This window comes from Fodinibius sp. AD559, assembly GCF_052712805.1.
In genome coordinates, this window is the sequence record NZ_JBQPVW010000001.1 from 316,112 (window position 1) to 337,515 (window position 21,404).

A 21,404-nucleotide genomic window follows, 5' to 3' on the forward strand; every position below is an offset into this window, starting at 1 on the left:
CTAAGAATTCATCTGACTTCTTGCTTTTCATTACTCACTTAATGAGCGTCATCTTTTTGACTATTTGCTGCTGGTTAGTGATAAGTTGGTAAATGTACACTCCTGATGCAAGATTACTGCCATCAAAAGTGGGCTCATATAATCCCGCAGTCAACTCTTCATTAATCAGCGTTTTTATAAGGCGTCCAGATGTGTTATAAACCTTAAGCTGTACGTCCGTTTTTTTATCGAGTGTAAACCGGATTTTAGTGCTCTGTTTAAATGGATTTGGATAGTTGTGACTTAACATATTTTCAAAGTTGTTGCCACCCAGAGCTAAATAGATAGTATTCTCGTCACTCGATGATGTTGATGAATTTGTTAACACAAGTCCAAGTTTGCTGATATTTTGCCAGCTAAAAGAAGTGGTTTTAACAGAAGCTTGTTGGTCGGCAAGGGGATAAAGCAGTGGAGCCGCCGTTCCGTTATTGAAGTAAGCGATTAAGCCGACACCGCTATTTTGAACGTTAGATGTTGTTTCCAGACTGATGTTCCCAGCAAGATCGCTTTGAAGAGGGACCTCAAAATAGTTTGCGGCAAATGCCCCCGGGAGTGAAAGTGAAGATGGTTCACGCGGAATAGAAAAGTCTTGGGTGAAAATATTACCACTGGTAGAGGTTGGAGGAGTGGGATAGTGTTGCCTTTCTTCAAAGCCAAAGCCCTGAGCTGAATTGTCGCCAGAGGCATAGTGCCAAAGCTGTGATTCAATATAGTTCTCATCAAAAGATTTTGCCCCCCCAAGCTGTTGAGTCATAGCATCTACCATTGTAATAAAGGGGTTGTCTTTAATGACTTTCCATACGTCTACCCAGAATTGAGAACCGTATTTTTCTTCGAAGAAAAGGGCCCAGGTAATATGTTCGTATGAACCGGGGTAAAATCCACCACTGGGACTATTAAATATTGAACTTTCCCATATTATGTAGTTGTAATAGTCGTTCACATTGTCATAGACCACTTCTTCCATGAGGGTGGCATCCATTTCAAGCCAACTCTCCGTTTCGCCTTGCCAATCGTTGGCTTCGTATTGGACGGCATGCTTAAACTCGTGGGCAACTGTTACTTTTATTGCTCCAATTTGATCACCCTCGGGATCATCATTGGGCGGGAAGTTTTCAAAATCGTTGTGTATTGCTATAAAGGTATCACTGTTTAAATTTCGTCGAGAACCTATATCTGTAAAGCCATAATACGGGTTAGTGTTTTCAATAAAAATCGGATATGGGTCAGAGTTATCGACTACTGGATCTGTGTAGTTCAATCGTTGAACTTCGTGACGATAGGATGAGTCGGCGGCAGTGGCCACTCCTTCCACGTAATCAGGAACGCCGTCGTTGTCAGAATCTTCGGATGGAACAGCATGAGGGCCGGATGTTTCGTAGTGAATGGTAAAATACCCGTCCGGCGATTGATAGGTTTCGGAAGCTTGTAATGTAGGATTACTGAGAAGTGATTCTATTTGATTAACGGTTGACGAAGAAAGCTCTGATTTATGGCGATGAAAATCGGATGTGGCCGGTGTTCCACATTTGAGGGGCTGATCGTAATTTACGTTTTCAGCATCAGGCAGTTTGCCTTTAGCCTCAGTGGGAAAGAATTTGTAAAGAACTTTCTGATCGAGGGATAAGTCACCCTGTAGATAAGCACGTTCAATTTTTTGGTGCAGATCAGTTTTGCCTTGCACCCGATCTTGTGATTGAGCGGTCCCGACCGATACAAGGAAGACAATGATACAAAGAAAAAATGGGCGGAATATAAGCTTCATCGACGAATTAATATTTATAAGCAAATGAGGTTCATTTCTTGGAAAATTACCCTTATTTTTGGCATCTGCAAATTGTTCATCACTTAGGCCCTGAGAACAATGAGGATTTACGTTAGAAAGATGAATATATTTTTCTTAGTGTCTTAGTGTAAAGAAATTGAAATTTATATTATGTACGAAGTAATACTCTATTACAAATTTACCCCCATTGAAGATCCCAAAACATTTTGCGAAGAGCATAAACAGTTCTGTAAGGATCTTGGAATTAAAGGACGCATTTATATTAATGAAGAAGGCATCAATGGAACTGTTGGAGGTACGCCCGAACAGGTGTCGAAGTATAAAGAACATCTGACGAGCATTCCTGGCTTTGACGGCATCGATTTTAAGACTGATACCAGTGAGTATGTTCCTTTCCCGAAGCTGAAATGCAAGACCCGGGATGAGTTGGTTTCTATCCACAAAGAGGAGGTTGATCCTGATGAGGGTGGAAAATACCTGGAGCCACACGAGTGGAAAGAAGTGCTCGAGAATGAAGATGATTATGTCCTGATTGACGTGCGCAATGATTACGAATCTAAAATTGGTCATTTTGAGGGAGCACTGACGCCGCAGGTAGAAAACTTTTATGAGTTTCCTGAGTGGCTTGAAAAGGTCGAAGATGAAATTAGCAAAGATAAAAAAGTGCTGATGTACTGTACCGGGGGCATCCGCTGTGAGAAATTTTCCGTACTGATGAAAGAGAAGGGTTGGGATGATGTAAATCAGCTGCACGGGGGAATTTTACGCTACGCCAATGAAGAAGGCGGTGAACATTATAAAGGCAAATGCTTTGTATTTGACGATCGCCTGGTGGTGCCTGTGAACGAGGACAATCTGGAGCCCATTGCACGCTGCGAAATTACGGGCAAACCGGCCGATACCTATATCAATTGTGCGAATATGGAGTGCAATAAGCTTTTTGTATGCTCTGAAGAGGGGGCGCGCATGATGGAGGGTTGCTGTAGTGAGGAGTGTCGACAGAGCGAATACAAGCGTCCCTTCGATCCCGAAAATGCATTTCGTCCATTTCGCAAGTGGTACAATTATTTTGACAAGGATTTTAAGGAGCGCCAGTTAGAAGAAGAGAAGTAGGTAATTTGAGTTATTATTCGAAAGACTCGCAAAGGTTCCAAGACTTTGCGAGTCTAAATATTATCCCTTAAAAAATGCCTTGGCAATAGATGCAAAATGAGAGGGGCGATCCAGGAAGGCATAGTGTCCGGCGTGATCGATGATGACCAGTTCCGCATGTTCTATACCCTCTTCCATTCGCTTAGCCTGATATAACGGCGCGGCTTCGTCATTTTCTCCCCATAGCAACAATACTTCTTGCGGAATGTTCGGCAGACAAGGTTCCAGGTATTCGGTCACGGTTTTTACGAAGGTTTCGCGCATTACCCCATCGAGTTTACTGTAGTCGCTGGAACCCAATGCTCCCCATAGAGAGGTTGTTCGTAACCATCCAAGTGCTTTTTCTCTCAGGGAAGAAGGTAGTATCATAAAAGGAGCTTTAAGCATCTTGGCGGTATATTTTCTTAAATAATACTTCCATCCTCGTTTGGGTTTCATGCCCGCTCCGCCGGTGATGAGAACTTTTTCAATAAGTTGTTTGGCATCGGGATGTGCACAAAGCTTCAGGGCAATGCGTCCCCCAAAAGAGTGGACAAGCAGATCAACGGAGTTAAAATCCTGATCTTCAATGAACTGCTGGATCAGATCAGCATAGTTATCTACGCTCCACGGCTCATTAGGTATTGACGAGTTGCCGAAGCCGGGCAGATCAAAGACATAGCAATCGCGTATATCCGAAAGCTGTTTGGCCAGTGGCATCATCACCTGTTTGCTGCTGCCCCAGCCGTGAAGAATAAGCAGTGGTTGTTTATCCTGAACGCCAACCCGATTGTAGGAGACCGAAAGATTGTCATAGTGAAATATTTTTGTTGTTTCCATCATCAGAAGCCAAACATCGAATTATTTTAGACTTCAAACAAGAGCGATTTTTGTAAGGATTACTTGTTCGAAGGGTCTTACTTGTACGTGCTAATGATTAAGGGAGATAAATCATGAAGAGACGATTATTTTTCTGGTTGGAAAAATTGAAAATTGCACCCGGCGAACGAAAAGTGATATCAGGATTACTGGTTTTGCTCGTTTTGCTGGGTGGCTTAAATCTGGCGTTGTCGCCATCGGTTCCGTTTGAGGATGGAGGCTATCTCGAACTTGAGCAGCAGTTTGCCGAACGCACAGCTATGCTCAAGGCTGAGGAAGAAAAACTAATGGGGCAGTATTATCCGCCTTTAGAAAAGCAAATTGCTGAGGCGAAGATCGATACAATAACGGAGGATTCTACGTCAAATGAAGAAGCCGATAATACCGAAAAAGAGATCGAAGAAACCAATCAGAATGTAGCTAATGAGCGAGTAAACGTTAATAAAGCCAATATTGAAGCTCTGAAAGCGTTGCCGGGGATTGGTCCGACCTATGCGAAACGGATCATCAGATACCGGAATGAAAACGGGGAGTTTGATTCGTTTGAGGAGCTTAAAAAAATTAAGGGCATTGCTCAAAAACGATTGGACAAATTGATGCCATTTATCAAACTTAAGGATTCAGAATAATGCAATAGAATCCTGATGGCTACACGTATTTTATGGGCGGATGATGAGATTGATCAGCTGAAGCCGCACATCATTTTTTTAGAGAATAAAGATTTTGAAGTCACGCCGGTAACTAACGGCGAAGATGCTATTACACTGATCCAGGAACAGCCTTTTGATATTGTCTTTCTGGATGAGCAGATGCCGGGCATGGATGGGTTGGCTACGCTAAATCGGATCAAAACCATTCAGGCGGGTTTGCCGGTGGTAATGATTACGAAAAGTGAGGAAGAGTCGATTATGGAGGATGCGATCGGCGGCAAAATTTCGGATTATCTGATCAAACCGGTGAATCCAAGCCAGATCGTGCTTACGGTCAAGCGTATCCTGGAGCGTCATCGTATTCGCAATGAAAAGTTTGCCCAGTCGTATCTGCGAAATTTTAATGAAATATCGGGGCGCATTCATGAGGATACCGGGTGGGAAGAATGGATTGAAATTTATAAGCAGCTTACGCAGTGGGATATCGATTTGGAATCGGGCGATGAATCATTGCGTCAGGTTCTTGCCGACCAGTATCAGGAAGCTAATAAAATGTTTGGGCGTTTTGTGGCGCAGAATTACAAGTCGTGGCTCAATCAATCCACGCCGCAACGTCCGGCTCTTTCCACGGATATTGTGCGCGAATATGTTTTGCCTCATGTTAAAAATGGACAGACTACGCTTTTTTTAGTAATTGATTGCATGCGGTATGATCAGTGGCTGGTTTTTCAGAGCCTGTTGAATGAAGATTATGCCATCGATACTGATTTCTATTATTCCATCCTGCCAACGGCGACTCCTTATTCCCGGAATGCTATTTTTTCCGGACTATTTCCGCTCGAAATCGAGGATATTTATCCCCGTTTGTGGAGCCAGGGCGAAGATGAAAGTTCGTTAAATCAGTTTGAGGAGGAGCTGCTGAAAAAGCAGTTGAGCCGAAAAGGTATCGACAAAAAAGTGAAATATGAAAAAGTCTTACGATCGGATGAGGGGAGGAGTGTTGCTGATAATATCCATAATTATTTACAGGTACCGCTGAGCACTTTTGTGTATAATTTTGTGGATACGCTGGTGCACTCCCGTTCCGATTCTGATGTATTAAAAGAAATAGCCCCCGATGTTCCTGCTTTCCGATCGTTGACTAAAACCTGGTTTCAGCACTCCACGTTGTATGAAATATTTAAGCTGCTGGCCGAGGAGGAAGTGGTTATTGTGGTGACGAGTGATCACGGTGCAGTACGTGCCCTTAGAGACACAAAAGTGTATGGTGATCGGGAGACATCCACAAGTCTGCGGTATAAATACGGACGAAACTTATCCGCCAATGACGATGCAGTAATGATTATTGAAGATCCCGCCGAATATAAATTACCAACGCCGGGGCATTCCAACAATTATATTATTGCCAAAGAGGATTATTACTTTGTCTATCCTACCAACTATCATCGTTATCAGAATCGCTATAAGGATACCTTTTTGCATGGGGGGACCAGTATGGAAGAGATGATATTGCCTATTTCTACATTGCGTCCCAAGTCAATGTTGTAATAGATTTCTCACCCAAGAGCTTGTATCTTTTTAGTCTTTTTGATTAACACGTATTTTATGGAAAAGGAATTTACAACTGCGTCTCCTAACGAAACTATTGCCAGGGGAAAAGAATTTGTTGCTTCTTTGGATGCTGGAGCTATTGTTTGTCTTGAGGGTGATCTCGGAGCAGGCAAAACGCACTTTGTGAAGGGCATGGCAGAAGGATTGGGGATTGAAAGTAGTGAGGTTAGTTCGCCCACCTTTACCCTTATTAATGAATATGATGGTGATAAGTTACTCTATCATTTTGATTGCTATCGCATGGAATCTTCTCGCGAAGCTCTCGAAATAGGTGCCGAAGAATATTTTTATGGTGATGGAGTTACGGTTATCGAATGGCCGGAGCGGATTGCGTCGCTCATTCCACCGGAAGCTATCTGGATTTCCATCGAAGCGCCTGACAAGAATACCCGAAAATTTGTCATTAGAAAAAGGGAGTCGTAATCCCGTATATTATGCGACCATGGCAACGAAAAAAAGACTTCCATATCGATTAGATCGACTGCCGGTTATATATCCCTATAACCGACGAGCGGATAATAATATCCAGCTTGGAGATCTGGTTTACTACGGGCCGTGTCCCGAGTATTACGGGATTGGTGAAGTGGTGCGTTCGTTTGATGATTATTGTATTGTTGATTTTCGGCGTACCGGTGAACTTAATATCGAGAAAGATGCCATGGCCATGAAGTACTTGATTCCCATCCATAAATTGAATCTGGGACATATTTTGAAAAGTACCTAACAAGTGGGTCGGGGTTCTGCAGTTATAAAGCCAGATTCATTTAGCTTATTCAAGCATTTCGTCTTTGGCAAAATCCGTTTCTTCAAGAAGATTCCCATCTTTTTTCTTGCCAAAAATCCACAGTATGATGCTTGTCGCCAGCCCGGGATAGAATGGTTCGATTCCCAGGTAGGTGTAATTGTACATCCCTTCGCTGGTGATGGTACCGAGAATAAGCCAAAGTAAGGATACCCCAATACTGCCAATCATGGTGGGGAGTACCCATTGTTTTTTGAGGGTAAAAAATCGTAAGTAAACACCCATCACAGGGATTAACAGGCCGGGAATCATTACAGAACCGATAACATACCACAAGTCAATAACACTGGGATAAATGATGATCAACAAGATTCCTAATAGTGCGGCGACCAGCGTACTGATCCGGGTAAGGGTGTTATTTTTCATATTGGGAAAGATTTTTACAAGCAGGTCGCGACCGAGGGTTTGTCCGGATAAAAAGAGATAGCTGTCGAGTGTTGACATGATGGTGGCTAACAGTGCTACAAAGAACAATCCCTTTAATCCAATAGGTAAAATCTCGTTGGCCAGATAGGGGTAAACCATGATGGGTTCTGCTAAGGAATCTCCGAGAATAGCAAAGCCGTATATGCCGCTGAAAATTGTTAAGAAATCAAAAATCGACCATAACAAGATTGAAATAAAAATCCCTTTTTTAGCGGTTTCGGGCGATTCTGCTGCCGCGGCGCGCTGATGAAAGCTGGGATCTACAAAAGTCCATAGTGCAATAAAAAACCACACAAGAATATATTGGATATCTTCGCCGCCGGTGATATCTGTAAAGTCAGGTGGTATAAAAGACCATAGCTTTCCCAAACCTCCGAACTCCATCCCGGCAAAGATGATTAAGCAGGTGAAGCCGCCGAACATCAGGGCGATTTGAAGCATGTCGGTATGCACGACGGCATTAAACCCTCCGAAAATAACGTAAGCTACAGAAAACAGTGCTACGGCACTGGCATACCATAGAAAGTGCCCAGTGCCGCCGGTGAGATATTGAAAAATTAAACCAAGCATAAGAATGTAGGGGGCCGGGCTCACGAGAATAAAAATGGGGATGGCAGAGAAACGGCCGGCAGTATTCCCATAAAAATTACCAACAGCTTCGGGTAGTGAAAGGGCTTTGTTCATGCGGATCTTCCCGGCCAGCAGCCAGGCAAATAGAGCCGAAAAAACATAGAACGGAAATCCCAATATAAGCCAGGTGGAGATCCCATTTTGATAACTGTATTCTCCAATACCCAGGATACCTCCATACCATGTTGAGACAAGGGTGGCTACAAAAGCGGCCAGACTCATTTTCCGTCCCGACAGTAGGAAGGATTCTTCGTCGATTTCTTCCCAGTCACGCTGCCAGGTTAGGTACACAAGCAACACAAAGTAACATACAATGAGGCTCCAATCGATCAGGGTAAATTGTAGTTCAGTCAACGGACAATAGTTGGTTTAAAAATGGGTGAAAGATATCTGAATAAGGGTAGGGGGTCAATCGTTATTATGTTTTACAAACATCAACAGATCTCCTTCTTTGTGAGTTATTTGAACCGGATTTTTAATTACTTCATTGGATGATCCGTCCCGAACGCCATTTTTAATAAACTCATTTTTGAGTGGATACTTTAACCCTTGGGTAGTAATGCCGGTAACTTTGCCGGAAAGGGGAAATAATGAGATTTGTGTTCCTATTGCAAAATCATCTGCGAAGGAAGGAGGAAGTAATCTCATTTCACCAAAATTGTCGGCTATTCGAATTCGCTGAAATTTAGGAGAAAATTGTTTGAGGACGGATAAGTTTTTAAGTGTTTGATCCAACCGATGTCCGGTAGCCCCCAATATATATATGTGTGTACCCTTTTCTTTTTGGGCTTGTTGAAGGGCTTTTTCCAGATCATTTAGTTCTTGGCTTGGCCGAAAGATAATTTCGGATGATTCCTTGTTGGATCCGTCATAGCTGTCCAGGTCACCGATAATTACATCGGGTGTGGTACCCAGCTTTAGGGCAATATTGGCACCGCCATCAGCTGCAATAAAGTAAGCCGTTTTCGCTCGATATTTGCTAAATAATTGCTCTGATGGCGGACTGCCATTACAGAGAATCAAAATTGATTTCATAAAAAACGCCCTTAGATGGTTTTAAAACTAATTTAAACGTTATGATACAGTAAAAAGAAGTAATATTTTACCGATAAAAAAATATTGCTTTCTTCAAAGCTATCTACCATTTTATTAAGCTTATTTTTCGCGCTATAAATAGCCATTATGTTTGAAAAACTCATCCAAAAACTGCAAGAATTTGACACCGTGGGTGTTTTTTCGCACATCCGTCCCGACGGTGATTGCATTGGTGCCCAAGTGGCAGCCTGTCTCTGGCTGGAAAAGAATGGGGTAAACGCTATTGGGTTTAATGATGATGAAGTGCCGTTAAATTTGCAGTGGCTTGCTGAATTTTATCCTATCCAAAAGCCGGATGAAAAATCCCTGAACAAATGTGATGCGTTCTTGGTGTTGGATGGGAATTCCCCAAAGCGTTTTGGTAGCTATTCTGATTACATTCAGGATTATCCGAAACCGTCGTTCATGGTTGACCACCATCCCGATCCACATGATGGTTTCGATTTAAGTATCTCAGTTGAGGAGGCGTCTTCAACTTGCGAGCTTATCTTTCATCTCTTTTTGCAAAATGATATCTCGCAGGTAGATGAGAAAGTGGCGAAGGCTCTGTACACCGGAATTTTAACGGATACCGGATCGCTGCAATATGATAGCGTTACGCCCGAAACGATGAACATCGCTTCGGAATTACTGCGACTTGGAGAATTTCGTCCTAATGAAGTAGCTGAAAAAGTATTTTCCAACAAGAGCTTAAACCAGCTGCATTTGCTTAGTAAGGCGATGAGTACGATCGAGCTATTTGAGGACAATCAGATAGCCATTATGTACGTTACTAAAGAAATGCTGGAAGAAACCAATACTACAAATGACGATTGCGAAGGATTTGTGGCCTATCCGCTTAGCGTTACCGGCATAAAAGCCGCGATTTTGTTTAAGGCGCTGGGTGATGGAGTCAAGATGAGTCTTCGCTCCAAAAGCAATGATGTCGACGTTAATAAGTGGGCACGCAAAGTAGGAGGCGGAGGCCACAAAAAGGCGTCGGGTGCATGGCATCCTGGGCCGCTCGAAAAAGCGATTGAAGATTTGGTAGAGATTGGTTCCGAACAGCTTGTTAGCGTAGATAAGTCGTAATAAATTTGGGTTTAAATGGTTAAGCAATCCGTTTTAAGTGTAGCGGTTGTTCTGTCTGTTGTAGTGGCGGGGTGTTTGGATAAACAACGTCAGTCTCAGTCTAGTAGCAATTCTCAAGTGACAGAAGCATTGGGAGCAAGCATTTCTACTATTATAGGAGATTCCATGCCTGCTTCTGATTCGTCAGTTCCTGGGCAGGATGAAAGTGGATACCGGCAGTCGGTCGAAAATACTCAGAATCCCGATGAGCAAATTAACACTAGTCGCCAAACAGCCATTACCAGAGCGGTGAAGAAGGTAAGTCCGGCTGTAGTAAGTATTACGGTGACAGAAATGGTACAGGGTGGACGCCGATTGGAGTTCAGTGAGTATTATAATCGATTTGTACCGGTGCCCATTGAGCGTGAGGTTAGCAGTATGGGATCCGGATTTATTATTAGCTCGGATGGGCTGGTGGTTACGAATCAACATGTAGCTAACCGACAGGCCAAACGGGTCGTCGTTTCATTGCCGGATGGTTCACAATATGAGGCGGAGGTTTTAGGTGAAGATGAACTTGCGGATCTGTCACTATTGCAAATAAATGCAGATAAAACGTTCCCTTCGATAGAGTTTGGAAACTCTGACAGCGTGTTGGTCGGCGAATGGTCGCTGGCAGTAGGAAATCCGTTTGGATTGTTTGAATCTGCAAAGCCGTCGGTTACAGTGGGCGTTGTGAGTGCGGTAAATCGTGATTTTCGTCCCAATCCCAACGAGCCCCGCGTGTATATGGATATGATTCAGACGGATGCCGCTATCAACCGAGGGAATTCCGGAGGACCGCTGGTCGACAGTGAGGGAAAAGTAATTGGTGTGAACACTTTTATTTTTACCGGCGGTACCAGTGGTGGTAATGTGGGGCTCGGTTTCGCCATTCCGAGTAACCGGGTTCAAAAAATTATTAAGCAGCTGTCGACTAAGGGAGAAGTTACGTTGCCATATGATCCCGGTTTTAATACGGTTGAAATGACCCGTCAACTGGTATTAAAATATAATCTTCCGGCTATGCGGGGGCTACTGGTGAATGAGGTGAATAAAGATGGTCCGGCATTTGAAGCGGGAATTGTACCGGGCGATATTATTTTAAAAATCGGAAAAGAGCGTATTCAAAGTAAGATGCACGCGCAGGCTCTTTTCCGGGAGTATCAGGAGGGCGATTCGATGCGGGTAGAACTATTTCGTAAGGGGAATCGCTATGAAACCAAAATGTATCTGCGCAAAAAAGTTAAAGAATAGCATTTTGTTTTGATATTACTTCTGATTTAAAAACTTTTCCACCCGCTCTTCATGCAGATCGCTTTCCCAAAATTGAGCAAATGAATCGAGTTCAGATTCGATTGCTTTCCAGCGTGCCTGGGTGATACGCATGGCTCCCTTTTTTAAATTCTTGATAAATGGACGATTATTTTTTGTAAGATTTTGAGCCCGCTCCCAAATGTCGTCTTGCCAATCGCTACTTTCTGTTATATGGTCAATAAGATTATGGCGGAGAGCTGTTTGGGAGTCTATGACTTTTGCCTCGGCCAACCAAAGTAGCGCTGTAGACCGGCCAACCTTTTCGACAAGTCGCGTTAAGCCGCCCCACCCGGGTGGTAAATAGAATTTACCTTGTGTAAATCCAAAAGTAGCATGCGGAGCCGCCATCCGAAAGTCAAAAGCAAGCATCATTTCACAGCCACCCCCGTAAGCTGCTCCGTTAATAGCGGCTATTGTCCAACAGGGCAGTTGTTCGATGCGTTTTAAGATAGCGAGCATGCGCCGAGCCATCGGTTTTGCTTCTTCCGCTGTCTTAATGGTATGGAACTCCCGCAGGTCGCCACCGGAGATAAAGGTTTTTTGGCCCGATCCCGTTAATATAAAACAGCGAGTTGTAGAATCTTGTTCGAGTTCGTCGAGCTGGGTTTCAAGTTTATCCATTACCGCAAAGTTAATGGCATTGTGTGATTTGGGGCGATCTATGGTGGCCCGGCAAATATGATTTTTTCGTTCGATTTTTACAATACTCACTGTTAGATTAAGGTTTGTTTGAATTAGATATTAAAACGAAATCTATATGTATCTTGTCAATAAAGAAAAGATAAATCGGTCGCTTTCAGCAAAAATCGTTGATGCGCGTTTAGCCCAAGTATTTAATACGTTTAAGGATGTACTGGTAACGTCGTCATTTGGTACTACATCGGCCGTGCTGCTGCATCTGGTAAGTAGAATAAAGCCCGGTTGTCCGATCTATTTTATTGATACCGGATACCATTTCGAGGAGACTATTGCTTATAAGGAGCGATTATCGCGCTTGCTGGATTTAAATGTGATTGATCTTCGTCCCGATCCGGCACAACATGCTCATACATTTAAAGAGGAGCTTTGGGAAGATGATCCCGACAAGTGTTGCGATATTAACAAGGTTGAACCCTTAGATCGGATTAAGGATGAATACAAGATCTGGATGTCCGGGCTTATTGGTTTCCAGAATCGTCATCGCAATAGCTTGCCTATTATGGATGATGATAACGAACTCATAAAATTCTATCCGCTTATCGACTGGAACTCATCACTGGTGGAAGAATATATTGAAAGCCATGGCTTGCCGGAGCATCCCCTGAAAGAAAAGGGATTTCACTCGGTTGGATGTACGCACTGTACTTCCAAAGGCGAAGATCGCAAAGGCCGCTGGAGTGATCTCTCAAAAACTGAGTGTGGATTACATCGGTAATAGATTTAAAACCCGATTACAGATCTTCCACTTCATAGTCAATTTCTTGTTTTTGGGAGTTTTTAAGTAGCCACTTTTGATATTCTTCGTTGCCTTCCTGCTCGGAAAGCTGTAGTGAAATAACGCAGGGACATTCGTAGCTGTGCAGATCTTTTACGCGGTTGGTGAGATCTCTTACGTTATGATAGGGAGTTTTAGCAATCAGAATGGCTTCAGTATCTTCAATAATTTCGCCTTCCCAGCGGTAGATAGTTTCCATTCCGTCAATAATATTGACACAAGCTGCCAAGTTCTCTTTTACGAGCTTTTTGCCAATGGATTTAGCTTCTTTTTTATCTTTTGTGGTGATATAGACCAGCCGAAGGTTGTAAAACATGGTTCAGATCGTAAGGATTGGTGTTTAAATGCACAATTTAAAAGTACAAAATTGAAGCTATGACTCATAGTATCAACACGAACAAATTTGAGTATTATTAATGTTGATATCAGAAGAAAAAAGCCATATTTTTCGAGACTCTCAAAATCTGGCAAATATAAATATTTGCTGATTAATTGAGCACTTGCGAGAGTGGCGGAATTGGTAGACGCGCTAGATTTAGGATCTAGTGCCTTTAGGGCGTGGGGGTTCGAGTCCCCCCTCTCGTACATACATCTTTTATCACTTTTACCGTTTTAATAAAATACTATTTGGAGTAGTCCTGTGGAAATAACAGTCAATGATATCACCTCTGTAGATAAAGAGTTAATTATTTCGGCCGATCGCGAAGACTTAGAGCCGAAGTTTAAAGAGGCGTATAAAAAGTATAAAGGGCAGATTAATATGCCGGGATTTCGTCCTGGAAAAGTTCCTACAAAGATTATTCGCAAGCGTTTTGGAGACGAGATAGAGCAGGAAGAGGTCAGTAAATATGTTCAGGAGGTTTTTGAGAATGAGGTAGTTCCTGAATACGATCCTGTTGGCGAAAGCCAGATGCTGGAGCTAAACTGGGAAAATGACGAGCTCGAGGCAAAGTTTAAGATAGGAGCCCGTCCGGAATTTGAACTGACTGATCTCAGCGAAATTGAAGTAGATCGTCTTGTCCATGACGTTACTGATGAAGAAGTGGAAGAAGAGCTCAATCGCCAGCTTAAGCAGCAGGGTAACTGGGAGGTTGTTGAAGAAGAGATTACGGAAGACAATCGCGTTACCGTTGATGCTATTCCGTTGGATGATGATGGAGAGCCCGACGAAGAGAATAAAACCGAAGAAACCATTGATCTGACGAAAGAAGAATCAGAGCAGTTTCGCGATGATCTTCTCGGTCATGAAGCGGGCGATGAGGTTGATGTTGAGATCGGACACGATGATCATACACACAGCTTTAAACTGAATGTTAAAAAGGTTGAGAAGCTGCACAAAGCTGATCTTACGGATGAGTTTGCCAAACAGGCTTCAGACGGCGAAGCTAAGAACGTGGATGAGTTTAGGAGCCTGATTAAAAGTAAGATTCAGGATTATTACGATCAGTCGGCGGATGATCTGTTTAAGAACGATATCATTGATTCGCTTGTTGATAAACATGACTTTGAGGTTCCTGAAGTGTTTAAGAAACAGGTGCAAAACCAATATGTTGAGCGCGTAAAGCAGCAATCGCAGGGACAATTACCTCCTGATTTTGATGAAGAGGAGTACAAGGAAAATATGGAAGATCGCGCGATCCGCGATGCCAAATGGTTCTTCCTCAATGAGAAGCTGCAAGAAAAATTTGACGATATCGAGATAAAACCCGAAGATATAGATCAGCACTTAGAGGCTGAGGCTTCGCGTTATGGCATCAGTGTTGATCAGATGCAGAATATGTTTGCACAAAATCCGCAGCAGCTCGAGAGTTTGAGAAACAGCATTCGCGAAGACAAGGTGTTTGATAGGTTGAAAGATGAGGTTAAAATCAAAGAAATTGATAAAGAAACCTATCAGGAAAAACACGACGAAGATATTGAGGCATAGTGCCTAAAACATTAGTTATTGAATAAAACTATTAGTTCTGATTCACTTATGGAAAAGCAACCATTATACGAAATGCCAAGCGACGCAGGTAATACAGACCGTATCCAGAATAATAATCTGGTACCGATGGTCGTCGAAAAGACCGAACGCGGTGAGCGGGCCTTTGATATTTATTCGCGCCTGCTTAAAGATCGTATTATCTTTTTGGGGACTCCTGTTAATGATACGGTAGCGAGTTCTATTGTAGCTCAGATGTTGTTCCTTGAATCAGAAGATCCTGAGAAGGATATCAACTTGTATATTAACAGCCCGGGTGGCGTAGTATCTTCAGGTTTTGCAATCTATGATACTATGCAGTACGTTAAATGTGATGTTGCTACTACCTGTGTAGGGATGGCGGCATCGATGGGTGCGCTGTTATTAGCAGGTGGAGCGTCAGGTAAACGCAATTTATTACCGAATGCTCGTGTTATGATTCACCAGCCGTTGGGCGGTGTTCGCGGTCAAGCCAGTGATATTGAGATTGAGGCTCAAGAGATTTTGCGCATCAAGAAACTGATTAGCGAAGTTCTTGCTGAACACAGCGGGAAATCAGTAGATGAGGTGATGGAAGATACTGATCGTAATAAATGGATGGCAGCTGAGGAAGCCCAAGAGTACGGTTTGGTTGATAATATTATGAAGCGCAACGAAGAAGAAGAGTAATTTTTAAGACTTCAGTCAGAGGACAATGAGCGACCAAGAAAATAACAACGAGAAAACAATTCACTGTTCGTTTTGTGGACGATCAAGCCATGAAGTAAACAGCATGGTCGCCGGCCCTAACGACGTGTATATCTGCGATCGGTGCGTGGCGGACGCCTCCGGAATTGTAAAAAGTGATTTGGCTTCGATGTCAGAAAAGCGGGAAAAGAACTATAAGCCCCTGATGAAGCCAGCCGAGATAAAATCCCGACTCGATGAGTATGTTATTGGTCAGGAAGGAGCTAAGAAAACTCTTTCGGTAGCAGTCTATAATCATTATAAGCGTATCAGTACGGAGCTTGGGGATGAGTTTGATGATACCGAAGTGGAAAAAAGCAATATCATGCTGCTTGGTCCTACGGGTTGTGGTAAAACGCTATTAGCCCGAACGATGGCTGATGTTATTGATGTGCCTTTTACTATAGCCGATGCAACGGTACTTACCGAAGCCGGATACGTGGGAGAAGATGTGGAAAGCATCCTCTCAAGTCTGTTGCAAGCATCAGATTATGATGTGGAGCAGGCCAAGCGCGGCATTGTCTATATTGATGAAGTCGACAAAGTGGCCCGTAAAAGTGATAATCCCTCAATAACCCGTGATGTTTCCGGCGAAGGAGTGCAGCAGGCCCTGCTTAAGATTTTGGAGGGAACGGTAGCAAATATTCCGCCTAAAGGTGGACGTAAGCATCCCGAACAGAGTTTTATCCAAGTTGATACCTCAAACATTCTGTTTATTTGCGGTGGAGCTTTTAGTGGTTTAGAAGAGATTATTGCCAAGCGCCTGTCGGTAAGTTCGCTTGGATTCCATTCTGAAGAGCAGGTTACATATGACAAGGATGATCCCGATATTTTTACGCATGTTGAAGCGCAAGATTTACAGCGTTATGGTTTGATTCCCGAGTTAATTGGTCGTTTACCCGTAATTTCAGGCTTGCATCAGCTGGATGAAGATGCGATGATTAAAATCCTGGTACAGCCCAAAAATGCGCTTGTAAAACAGTATAAAAAGCTTTTCCAGATGGAAGGCGTCGAGCTTGTATTTGAAGAAGAAGCGCTCGAGATCATTGTTGAAAAGGCTCTTGAGCGAGGTACAGGTGCGCGTGGACTACGATCCATTATGGAAAAATCTATGCTGGATATTATGTATACCTTGCCATCTATGGATAATATTGAACGATGTGTAATTACACGTGAGACAGTCCTGGATGAAGCACCACCCGTTTACGAAAAGCGAAAAGCTTCTGCTTAGAAAAAGATAAAAAAATGTTCTTGAAGGCATCATCGATTCGGTGATGCCTTTTTTATTTTGTAAAATATACCAGTATATATTGTAAGAGGTTATATATTCTATCTGCATTGGTATGAGAATTCAACTTACATCCAACAGGATAAATATTGTCTTAGTGGGATTTCTTATTCTGCTTGGAATCGGTTCATTTGCTTATAATCAGTATTTGGTTAATAGAATTCTTACTCAGGAACGGTCGGGGATAGAGTTGTGGGCAAAAGCCATAGAATATACGGGGAATCCCACCCAGGAAGAGATTAGCCAAAATTTGTTGGCAGCCTCCAATTATTTGCGTAATAATACCTCGGTTCCGGATCGCATTATATCAATGATAGAAGAGGCAGAGGCCGACCGGGCATCTCAAACCTTTGTTACACAAGAAATTGTGTTGAGCGAGGCTCGGTTTCAGGTTCCCCGTATTATTGTTGATGAGCGAGGGGAGATTATTTTTTCCAACCATGTTGATGCACCGCTAAATCAGGATCTTATCGATCGTTTTGCGGAAATTAACGATCCCATCGAAATTAACTTAGGCAATGAAGGTTATTCTCAAACACAGTATGTGTATTATGGTGAAAGTCCAACCGTGCGCTATCTACGGTATTTTCCTTATATACAGTTGAGTTTATTAGCGGTATTGCTGGGTATTGGCTATGTCAGCTATCGGGCGATCGCAAGGTCGGAACAGTCGAATCTTTGGGTGGGGATGACCAAAGAGGCGGCCCACCAGCTGGGTACGCCCTTGTCCAGTTTGTATGGATGGGTAGAGCTACTTCGGGAGGAAAAGGATGATGATTTTACCCAGCGAATATGCAATGAGCTTGAAAGTGACATCAGCCGGTTGCGCGGCGTGGCCGAACGGTTTAATAAAATAGGATCGAAGCCGGAGTTAAACATCCAAAGGCTGAAGCCTATTTTAGAAGAGGTTATGGATTATATGGATCAGCGGTTACCCCAGCTGGGCAAAAATGTTGATGTAATGCGCCAAATTGATTCCAGTGTATGTGCTAAGGTTAACCCGGATCTTTTCCAGTGGGCATTGGAAAACCTGATTAAAAATGCGATGGATGCGATCAAGACCAGTACAACAAAGTCATACGTATCTGTTAAGTTAGAGCGGGTAGAGAACGAGGTGTTTATTGATATCAGTGATTCGGGAGTAGGTATCGAAAAAAAATACCAAAGCGAGGTATTTAAACCCGGATACAGTACTAAAAAGCGGGGTTGGGGATTGGGGTTAAGCCTGACAAAACGAATTATCGAGGAATATCACAAAGGGAGGCTGATTATCCATAAATCGGAACTGGGTGAGGGAACAACTATGCGCATCATATTAAAGGCTGTTGAGAAGCCTAAACCATCAGAAGATGAAGCAAAAGCGGCAAGAGCATAGATAGGGACCCATTACAGTACCTAACTTAATCTTCTTTATAGCCCCGTTTTTCGGCATATTCTTTGAGCTGAGCCTTCAAAAGATTTCGACCGCGATGCAGCCGCGATCGGATGGTGCCAATGGGAACATCCAGCATATTGGCAATTTCTTCGTATGTAAAGCCTTCCACATCACAAAGTAGTACTACAGTACGGAAATCTTCCGGTAATTCCTCGAGCGCTTGAGAGATGTCATCATCAACAAGCTCACGAAACATTTTGTCCTCAAGATCAGAAGTATCCGTTCGGTCGGCCCGGATTGTTTCGTAAAACTCCGAAACTTCATCATAATCAACTTGGTTGGGTTGCTTAGACTGTTTTCTGTAATTGTTGATGTAGGAGTTTTTGAGGATACGGAAAAGCCAAGCCTTTGCATTTGTCCCTTTTTCATAACTGCTGAAAAAGCGAAACGCCTTTACGATAGTATCTTGTACAAGATCCTCGGCATCACTTGGGTCAGAGGTAAGACGAAGGGCAAAGTTGTACATAGCATCGAGGTGAGGAATAATTTCTTCCTCGAAGTCTTCCTGTTTTTGAATTTCCTCTTTTGTTAGTTCGGCCATCCCGATAGCTTAACTGTTGATGGTTAAGTCAGTAATATTCAAATGATGAGTCAAGTCAGTATTACTTAAAAGTAATAGACACACATCAATAGCACTTTCCCTTTAATTGAAATATAACAAATCTTATGATATCAATTATGGGTTTAAAAAGTTAATTGTTTTAACTGATATACCTTATAGTTAGTATAAATGTTCTATTTGATCACCGGTTAAACAAAGATGGGTTTACCTTGTATTTCCTTACGGGATTAACTCATTAATAGACGATAACCATAAGATCATAAATGGCGTGTGTCCACGCTGCCATTCCGAATCCACGCCACAAATAGATGGCATTGAGTGCAAGACCAAACAAGAAACGAAATAAAAATGAACCTAATGTAAAGGGATCACCGAGAGCGCCTAGATAATGAGCTAAACTAAAAATTAGGGCGGCCAAAAGAATAGCAGAGGCAAAAGCTATCGATTGTTTGGCAAAAGTTTTTTTGAAGATAAATAGCAGGGCCGATACCAAGATAACCCGAAAAAAAAGTTCCTCATATAATCCAGCCCCAAGTGAGAGGGCCAATTGCTGGAGTGTAGTTAAACTCTCGATAGGTGATGTTTGAATTATTTGCAATAATCCACTGACAGTGGTATTAATTAAAAGCGCCAAGAAAAAAGCATAAAATGAAGCTTCGATGAGCATAGTAAAAAAGTAGCTCATCTTCAGTGAAGATAATTTCTTTCGTTCACGATAGAGGACAAACATACCAACGAGAGCCACCAAAATGAGGGTGATCGAAAGTACATCTTTGCCGATATATGAGAACAGTGTTTTGATCCAAACATCAACAGAGATACGAACGACTTGTTCTGAATCAGGTTGAGCCAAGAAAATGAGTACTTCGTACAGCAGTAATAGTGGAAGGCTAATTAAATAGCTATACAGAAGGGTATGGGTGGACGAAAAATAATGCTTTATCGACTCTCGTATATTGCTCATTGATTTTGATAAATAGTCACAGTGGATAGATTACCGCTAAAGTTAAGTGTTTGCCAAGCAGCAGATGATAGTTTGAGTCCGTTGCCCGAATGCCGGTCATTGATGCGTACATATACGCCGCGATCATTGTCGTTGTTTTTTATGTAAATAACCGATCCGAGCGAAATGTTAGAATGAGCTGCTGTTAAGTCATTCGGATTATAGAGTTCACCATTTGTAGTAGGATTACCCCGCTCATTTTTACTGTATTGAGATACCGCCGTAGACCCTAAGTCCTGCAGGCTGGAATTCATCAAATAAGGATTTTTGTATGTTCTGGTAGGCGGAGCCAAGACCGTAATTTTACTCCCGACTTCAAAGCGGTCTCTATCCACCGAGGAATTTAATGCTTGAAATTCCTGCTCGTCCATCCGAAATTTGTTAAGTAGATTTTGAAGGGACTTTGTTTCCCCGGATACGGTATGAACCATAAACTTACCCTGGGGTGAAGAATCAATGTCATCATCGGCGACGGATGGTGGCGGTGCAGGCTTACTGCGCACGGTAAGTTGTTGTCCTATTCTTATAGTATTGGAAGTAAGATCGTTTAGTGTCTTTAGCTCCTCAACCGTCATATCATGTTCTTGAGCAATCCTATACAGCGAATCACCGCTTTTGACCGTATAATAGCTGTTACGCTGCGTTTCTTTTTCTACCACCAGCGATTGCTGTTCTTGATTGTTGGCTTCGGATGGATAGATGGTTAATTCCTGTCCCACCTGAAGATTATTGTCGGATAAATTATTCCAGCTTTTAATTTCGGCAATGCTCACGTTGTACTGCTTAGATATAGAGAAAAGTGTTTCTTGTCGTTGTACGGTATGCGTGATGGCCGAATCAGATGAGGGAGCACTAACCAGTAGTGTCTGTCCAACCGATAGTTCGTTACCTCGCAGGTTATTCCATTCCCTTATTTGTTCCACTTCGATATCATACTGTTGGGCAATGCTAAAAAGCGTTTGGCCTTGCTTTACGGTGTGTGTTTGACTTTGGGCCAGGGTGAGTGTTGTAAACCCAAGCAATACAATGAAAAGAAGTAATAATGTTTTATAAGGTTTCATTATTCTTATCAGCTCGATCGTTCTTCTATTTCTATTTCAAGTTGTTGCAGTGCTTCTTTTAATTCCTTCTCTGTGCGTTGTTCATCCTGTTCATTAGCTACGGTTATCCCTTTTTGATACAGGGTTTGGGCATCGCCCATCCGATCCAGCGCTTCATATAATTTGCCCAAATGATAATAAACCCCTACGTAGTCGGGATCGCTCGTCAGAATATCCTCAAATAAAATCCGTGCCTTCTTAAACTCTCCTTCCTTGCGGAACTCCAGCGCCAGGGCAAACTTCGAAAACGAGTCGCCGGGATTGTGTTTAATCTGCCGGGCCAGTTGCTTAATTTTTGACTGTTGATTTGAACTCATAACGCATTACGATAACGTTAAAGTTGTACGAGGTATTTTATGTTCCGTTAATAAGATACAGAAATTGGCAAAGGTATGTGG

Annotated in this window: 22 protein-coding genes and 1 tRNA gene; 13 read left to right on the plus strand and 10 right to left on the minus strand. The window is 42.7% G+C overall.

Annotation, left to right across the window (positions count from 1 at the left end; all coding sequences use genetic code 11):
- Positions 1-34 precede the first annotated feature (34 nt).
- Complete coding sequence (locus ACQ4LT_RS01500) at positions 35-1,804, minus strand: T9SS type A sorting domain-containing protein (RefSeq protein ID WP_445664232.1); 1,770 nt, start codon at positions 1,802-1,804, stop codon at positions 35-37.
- 171 nt (positions 1,805-1,975) lie between these two features.
- Here ACQ4LT_RS01500 and trhO point away from each other — a divergent pair, with 171 nt between their 5' ends.
- On the plus strand, positions 1,976-2,938 hold the full coding sequence (trhO, locus tag ACQ4LT_RS01505) for an oxygen-dependent tRNA uridine(34) hydroxylase TrhO (protein WP_445664233.1): 963 nt from the start codon (positions 1,976-1,978) through the stop codon (positions 2,936-2,938).
- A 60-nt stretch (positions 2,939-2,998) separates the two neighbouring features.
- Here trhO and ACQ4LT_RS01510 read toward each other — a convergent pair whose 3' ends face one another.
- Complete coding sequence (locus ACQ4LT_RS01510) at positions 2,999-3,799, minus strand: alpha/beta fold hydrolase (RefSeq protein ID WP_445664234.1); 801 nt, start codon at positions 3,797-3,799, stop codon at positions 2,999-3,001.
- Positions 3,800-3,909: 110 nt separating this feature from the next.
- On the opposite strand from ACQ4LT_RS01510, the gene ACQ4LT_RS01515 reads away from it, so the two are divergent.
- From ACQ4LT_RS01515 to ACQ4LT_RS01530, 4 genes are read left to right on the plus strand one after another with little or no spacing between them, the layout of a single operon-like run.
- The gene (locus ACQ4LT_RS01515) at positions 3,910-4,464 is read left to right on the plus strand and encodes a ComEA family DNA-binding protein (protein WP_445664235.1); all 555 of its coding nucleotides are present in this window, start codon (positions 3,910-3,912) and stop codon (positions 4,462-4,464) included.
- A 15-nt stretch (positions 4,465-4,479) separates the two neighbouring features.
- Entirely contained in the window at positions 4,480-6,033 is a 1,554-nt protein-coding gene (gene porX / locus ACQ4LT_RS01520) for a T9SS response regulator signal transducer PorX (protein WP_445664236.1), read from the plus strand.
- A gap of 57 nt (positions 6,034-6,090) precedes the next feature.
- A complete protein-coding gene (gene tsaE / locus ACQ4LT_RS01525; protein ID WP_445664237.1) occupies positions 6,091-6,519 on the plus strand; it encodes a tRNA (adenosine(37)-N6)-threonylcarbamoyltransferase complex ATPase subunit type 1 TsaE in 429 nt (142 codons plus the stop codon).
- Between the two features lie 19 nt (positions 6,520-6,538).
- A complete protein-coding gene (locus ACQ4LT_RS01530; protein WP_095605304.1) occupies positions 6,539-6,820 on the plus strand; it encodes a hypothetical protein in 282 nt (93 codons plus the stop codon).
- A 45-nt stretch (positions 6,821-6,865) separates the two neighbouring features.
- Here the strand turns inward: ACQ4LT_RS01530 and ACQ4LT_RS01535 are convergent, their stop codons facing one another.
- Together ACQ4LT_RS01535 and ACQ4LT_RS01540 are read right to left on the minus strand one after the other, a co-directional pair.
- Positions 6,866-8,308, minus strand: coding sequence for a sodium:solute symporter family protein (locus tag ACQ4LT_RS01535; RefSeq protein WP_445664238.1), 1,443 nt, complete (start codon positions 8,306-8,308; stop codon positions 6,866-6,868).
- A 54-nt stretch (positions 8,309-8,362) separates the two neighbouring features.
- Positions 8,363-8,989, minus strand: coding sequence for a thiamine diphosphokinase (locus ACQ4LT_RS01540; protein WP_445664239.1), 627 nt, complete (start codon positions 8,987-8,989; stop codon positions 8,363-8,365).
- Between the two features lie 147 nt (positions 8,990-9,136).
- Between ACQ4LT_RS01540 and ACQ4LT_RS01545 the strand changes: the two genes are divergently transcribed.
- Together ACQ4LT_RS01545 and ACQ4LT_RS01550 are read left to right on the plus strand one after the other, a co-directional pair.
- Positions 9,137-10,120, plus strand: a complete 984-nt coding sequence (locus ACQ4LT_RS01545) for a DHH family phosphoesterase (RefSeq protein ID WP_445664240.1) — start codon at positions 9,137-9,139, stop codon at positions 10,118-10,120.
- A 15-nt stretch (positions 10,121-10,135) separates the two neighbouring features.
- Positions 10,136-11,395 carry a S1C family serine protease gene (locus ACQ4LT_RS01550; protein WP_445664241.1) on the plus strand — a complete coding sequence of 420 codons (1,260 nt, stop codon included), beginning with the start codon at positions 10,136-10,138 and terminating at the stop codon, positions 11,393-11,395.
- Positions 11,396-11,410: 15 nt separating this feature from the next.
- On the opposite strand, the gene ACQ4LT_RS01555 is transcribed toward ACQ4LT_RS01550, so the two are convergent.
- The gene (locus ACQ4LT_RS01555; RefSeq protein ID WP_445664242.1) at positions 11,411-12,166 is read right to left on the minus strand and encodes an enoyl-CoA hydratase/isomerase family protein; all 756 of its coding nucleotides are present in this window, start codon (positions 12,164-12,166) and stop codon (positions 11,411-11,413) included.
- Between the two features lie 46 nt (positions 12,167-12,212).
- Between ACQ4LT_RS01555 and ACQ4LT_RS01560 the strand changes: the two genes are divergently transcribed.
- Positions 12,213-12,869: a phosphoadenylyl-sulfate reductase gene (locus ACQ4LT_RS01560; protein WP_445664243.1), complete on the plus strand. Its 657-nt coding sequence runs from the start codon at positions 12,213-12,215 to the stop codon at positions 12,867-12,869.
- Positions 12,870-12,885: 16 nt separating this feature from the next.
- Here ACQ4LT_RS01560 and cutA read toward each other — a convergent pair whose 3' ends face one another.
- Complete coding sequence (cutA, locus tag ACQ4LT_RS01565; protein ID WP_445664244.1) at positions 12,886-13,245, minus strand: divalent-cation tolerance protein CutA; 360 nt, start codon at positions 13,243-13,245, stop codon at positions 12,886-12,888.
- Positions 13,246-13,431: 186 nt separating this feature from the next.
- Between cutA and ACQ4LT_RS01570 the strand changes: the two genes are divergently transcribed.
- The 5 genes from ACQ4LT_RS01570 to ACQ4LT_RS01590 all read left to right on the plus strand — a co-directional run bounded on the left by ACQ4LT_RS01570 (position 13,432) and on the right by ACQ4LT_RS01590 (position 18,281).
- Positions 13,432-13,514 (plus strand) — tRNA-Leu (locus ACQ4LT_RS01570).
- Positions 13,515-13,569: 55 nt separating this feature from the next.
- Positions 13,570-14,856 (plus strand): trigger factor, encoded by a 1,287-nt coding sequence (gene tig / locus ACQ4LT_RS01575; RefSeq protein ID WP_445664245.1) that lies wholly within the window; start codon positions 13,570-13,572, stop codon positions 14,854-14,856.
- A 72-nt stretch (positions 14,857-14,928) separates the two neighbouring features.
- Positions 14,929-15,561 carry an ATP-dependent Clp endopeptidase proteolytic subunit ClpP gene (gene clpP / locus ACQ4LT_RS01580; protein WP_445664545.1) on the plus strand — a complete coding sequence of 211 codons (633 nt, stop codon included), beginning with the start codon at positions 14,929-14,931 and terminating at the stop codon, positions 15,559-15,561.
- Between the two features lie 25 nt (positions 15,562-15,586).
- On the plus strand, positions 15,587-16,849 hold the full coding sequence (gene clpX, locus ACQ4LT_RS01585; RefSeq protein ID WP_445664246.1) for an ATP-dependent Clp protease ATP-binding subunit ClpX: 1,263 nt from the start codon (positions 15,587-15,589) through the stop codon (positions 16,847-16,849).
- A 112-nt stretch (positions 16,850-16,961) separates the two neighbouring features.
- On the plus strand, positions 16,962-18,281 hold the full coding sequence (locus tag ACQ4LT_RS01590; RefSeq protein WP_445664247.1) for a sensor histidine kinase: 1,320 nt from the start codon (positions 16,962-16,964) through the stop codon (positions 18,279-18,281).
- A gap of 25 nt (positions 18,282-18,306) precedes the next feature.
- Here ACQ4LT_RS01590 and ACQ4LT_RS01595 read toward each other — a convergent pair whose 3' ends face one another.
- The 4 genes from ACQ4LT_RS01595 to ACQ4LT_RS01610 all read right to left on the minus strand — a co-directional run bounded on the left by ACQ4LT_RS01595 (position 18,307) and on the right by ACQ4LT_RS01610 (position 21,323).
- The gene (locus ACQ4LT_RS01595) at positions 18,307-18,882 is read right to left on the minus strand and encodes a sigma-70 family RNA polymerase sigma factor (RefSeq protein ID WP_445664248.1); all 576 of its coding nucleotides are present in this window, start codon (positions 18,880-18,882) and stop codon (positions 18,307-18,309) included.
- A gap of 256 nt (positions 18,883-19,138) precedes the next feature.
- The gene (locus ACQ4LT_RS01600) at positions 19,139-19,867 is read right to left on the minus strand and encodes a CPBP family intramembrane glutamic endopeptidase (RefSeq protein WP_445664249.1); all 729 of its coding nucleotides are present in this window, start codon (positions 19,865-19,867) and stop codon (positions 19,139-19,141) included.
- Positions 19,864-20,967, minus strand: a complete 1,104-nt coding sequence (locus ACQ4LT_RS01605; RefSeq protein ID WP_445664250.1) for a LysM peptidoglycan-binding domain-containing protein — start codon at positions 20,965-20,967, stop codon at positions 19,864-19,866. Before ACQ4LT_RS01605 ends, ACQ4LT_RS01600 begins: the two co-directional genes overlap by 4 nt.
- Before the next feature lie 8 nt (positions 20,968-20,975).
- On the minus strand, positions 20,976-21,323 hold the full coding sequence (locus tag ACQ4LT_RS01610) for a tetratricopeptide repeat protein (RefSeq protein ID WP_445664251.1): 348 nt from the start codon (positions 21,321-21,323) through the stop codon (positions 20,976-20,978).
- Between the last annotated feature and the right edge of the window lie 81 nt (positions 21,324-21,404).

Excerpts from the sequence above, each read along its gene's own strand:
- ACQ4LT_RS01500 (WP_445664232.1), bottom strand. The coding sequence starts at position 1,804 with ATGAAGCTTATATTCCGCCCATTTTTTCTTTGTATCATTGTCTTCCTT.
- trhO (WP_445664233.1), top strand. The coding sequence starts at position 1,976 with ATGTACGAAGTAATACTCTATTACAAATTTACCCCCATTGAAGATCCC.
- ACQ4LT_RS01510 (WP_445664234.1), bottom strand. The coding sequence starts at position 3,799 with ATGATGGAAACAACAAAAATATTTCACTATGACAATCTTTCGGTCTCC.
- ACQ4LT_RS01515 (WP_445664235.1), top strand. The coding sequence starts at position 3,910 with ATGAAGAGACGATTATTTTTCTGGTTGGAAAAATTGAAAATTGCACCC.
- porX (WP_445664236.1), top strand. The coding sequence starts at position 4,480 with ATGGCTACACGTATTTTATGGGCGGATGATGAGATTGATCAGCTGAAG.
- tsaE (WP_445664237.1), top strand. The coding sequence starts at position 6,091 with ATGGAAAAGGAATTTACAACTGCGTCTCCTAACGAAACTATTGCCAGG.
- ACQ4LT_RS01530 (WP_095605304.1), top strand. The coding sequence starts at position 6,539 with ATGGCAACGAAAAAAAGACTTCCATATCGATTAGATCGACTGCCGGTT.
- ACQ4LT_RS01540 (WP_445664239.1), bottom strand. The coding sequence starts at position 8,989 with ATGAAATCAATTTTGATTCTCTGTAATGGCAGTCCGCCATCAGAGCAA.
- ACQ4LT_RS01545 (WP_445664240.1), top strand. The coding sequence starts at position 9,137 with ATGTTTGAAAAACTCATCCAAAAACTGCAAGAATTTGACACCGTGGGT.
- ACQ4LT_RS01550 (WP_445664241.1), top strand. The coding sequence starts at position 10,136 with ATGGTTAAGCAATCCGTTTTAAGTGTAGCGGTTGTTCTGTCTGTTGTA.
- ACQ4LT_RS01560 (WP_445664243.1), top strand. The coding sequence starts at position 12,213 with ATGTATCTTGTCAATAAAGAAAAGATAAATCGGTCGCTTTCAGCAAAA.
- cutA (WP_445664244.1), bottom strand. The coding sequence starts at position 13,245 with ATGTTTTACAACCTTCGGCTGGTCTATATCACCACAAAAGATAAAAAA.
- clpP (WP_445664545.1), top strand. The coding sequence starts at position 14,929 with ATGCCAAGCGACGCAGGTAATACAGACCGTATCCAGAATAATAATCTG.
- clpX (WP_445664246.1), top strand. The coding sequence starts at position 15,587 with ATGAGCGACCAAGAAAATAACAACGAGAAAACAATTCACTGTTCGTTT.
- ACQ4LT_RS01590 (WP_445664247.1), top strand. The coding sequence starts at position 16,962 with ATGAGAATTCAACTTACATCCAACAGGATAAATATTGTCTTAGTGGGA.
- ACQ4LT_RS01595 (WP_445664248.1), bottom strand. The coding sequence starts at position 18,882 with ATGGCCGAACTAACAAAAGAGGAAATTCAAAAACAGGAAGACTTCGAG.
- ACQ4LT_RS01600 (WP_445664249.1), bottom strand. The coding sequence starts at position 19,867 with ATGAGCAATATACGAGAGTCGATAAAGCATTATTTTTCGTCCACCCAT.
- ACQ4LT_RS01605 (WP_445664250.1), bottom strand. The coding sequence starts at position 20,967 with ATGAAACCTTATAAAACATTATTACTTCTTTTCATTGTATTGCTTGGG.
- ACQ4LT_RS01610 (WP_445664251.1), bottom strand. The coding sequence starts at position 21,323 with ATGAGTTCAAATCAACAGTCAAAAATTAAGCAACTGGCCCGGCAGATT.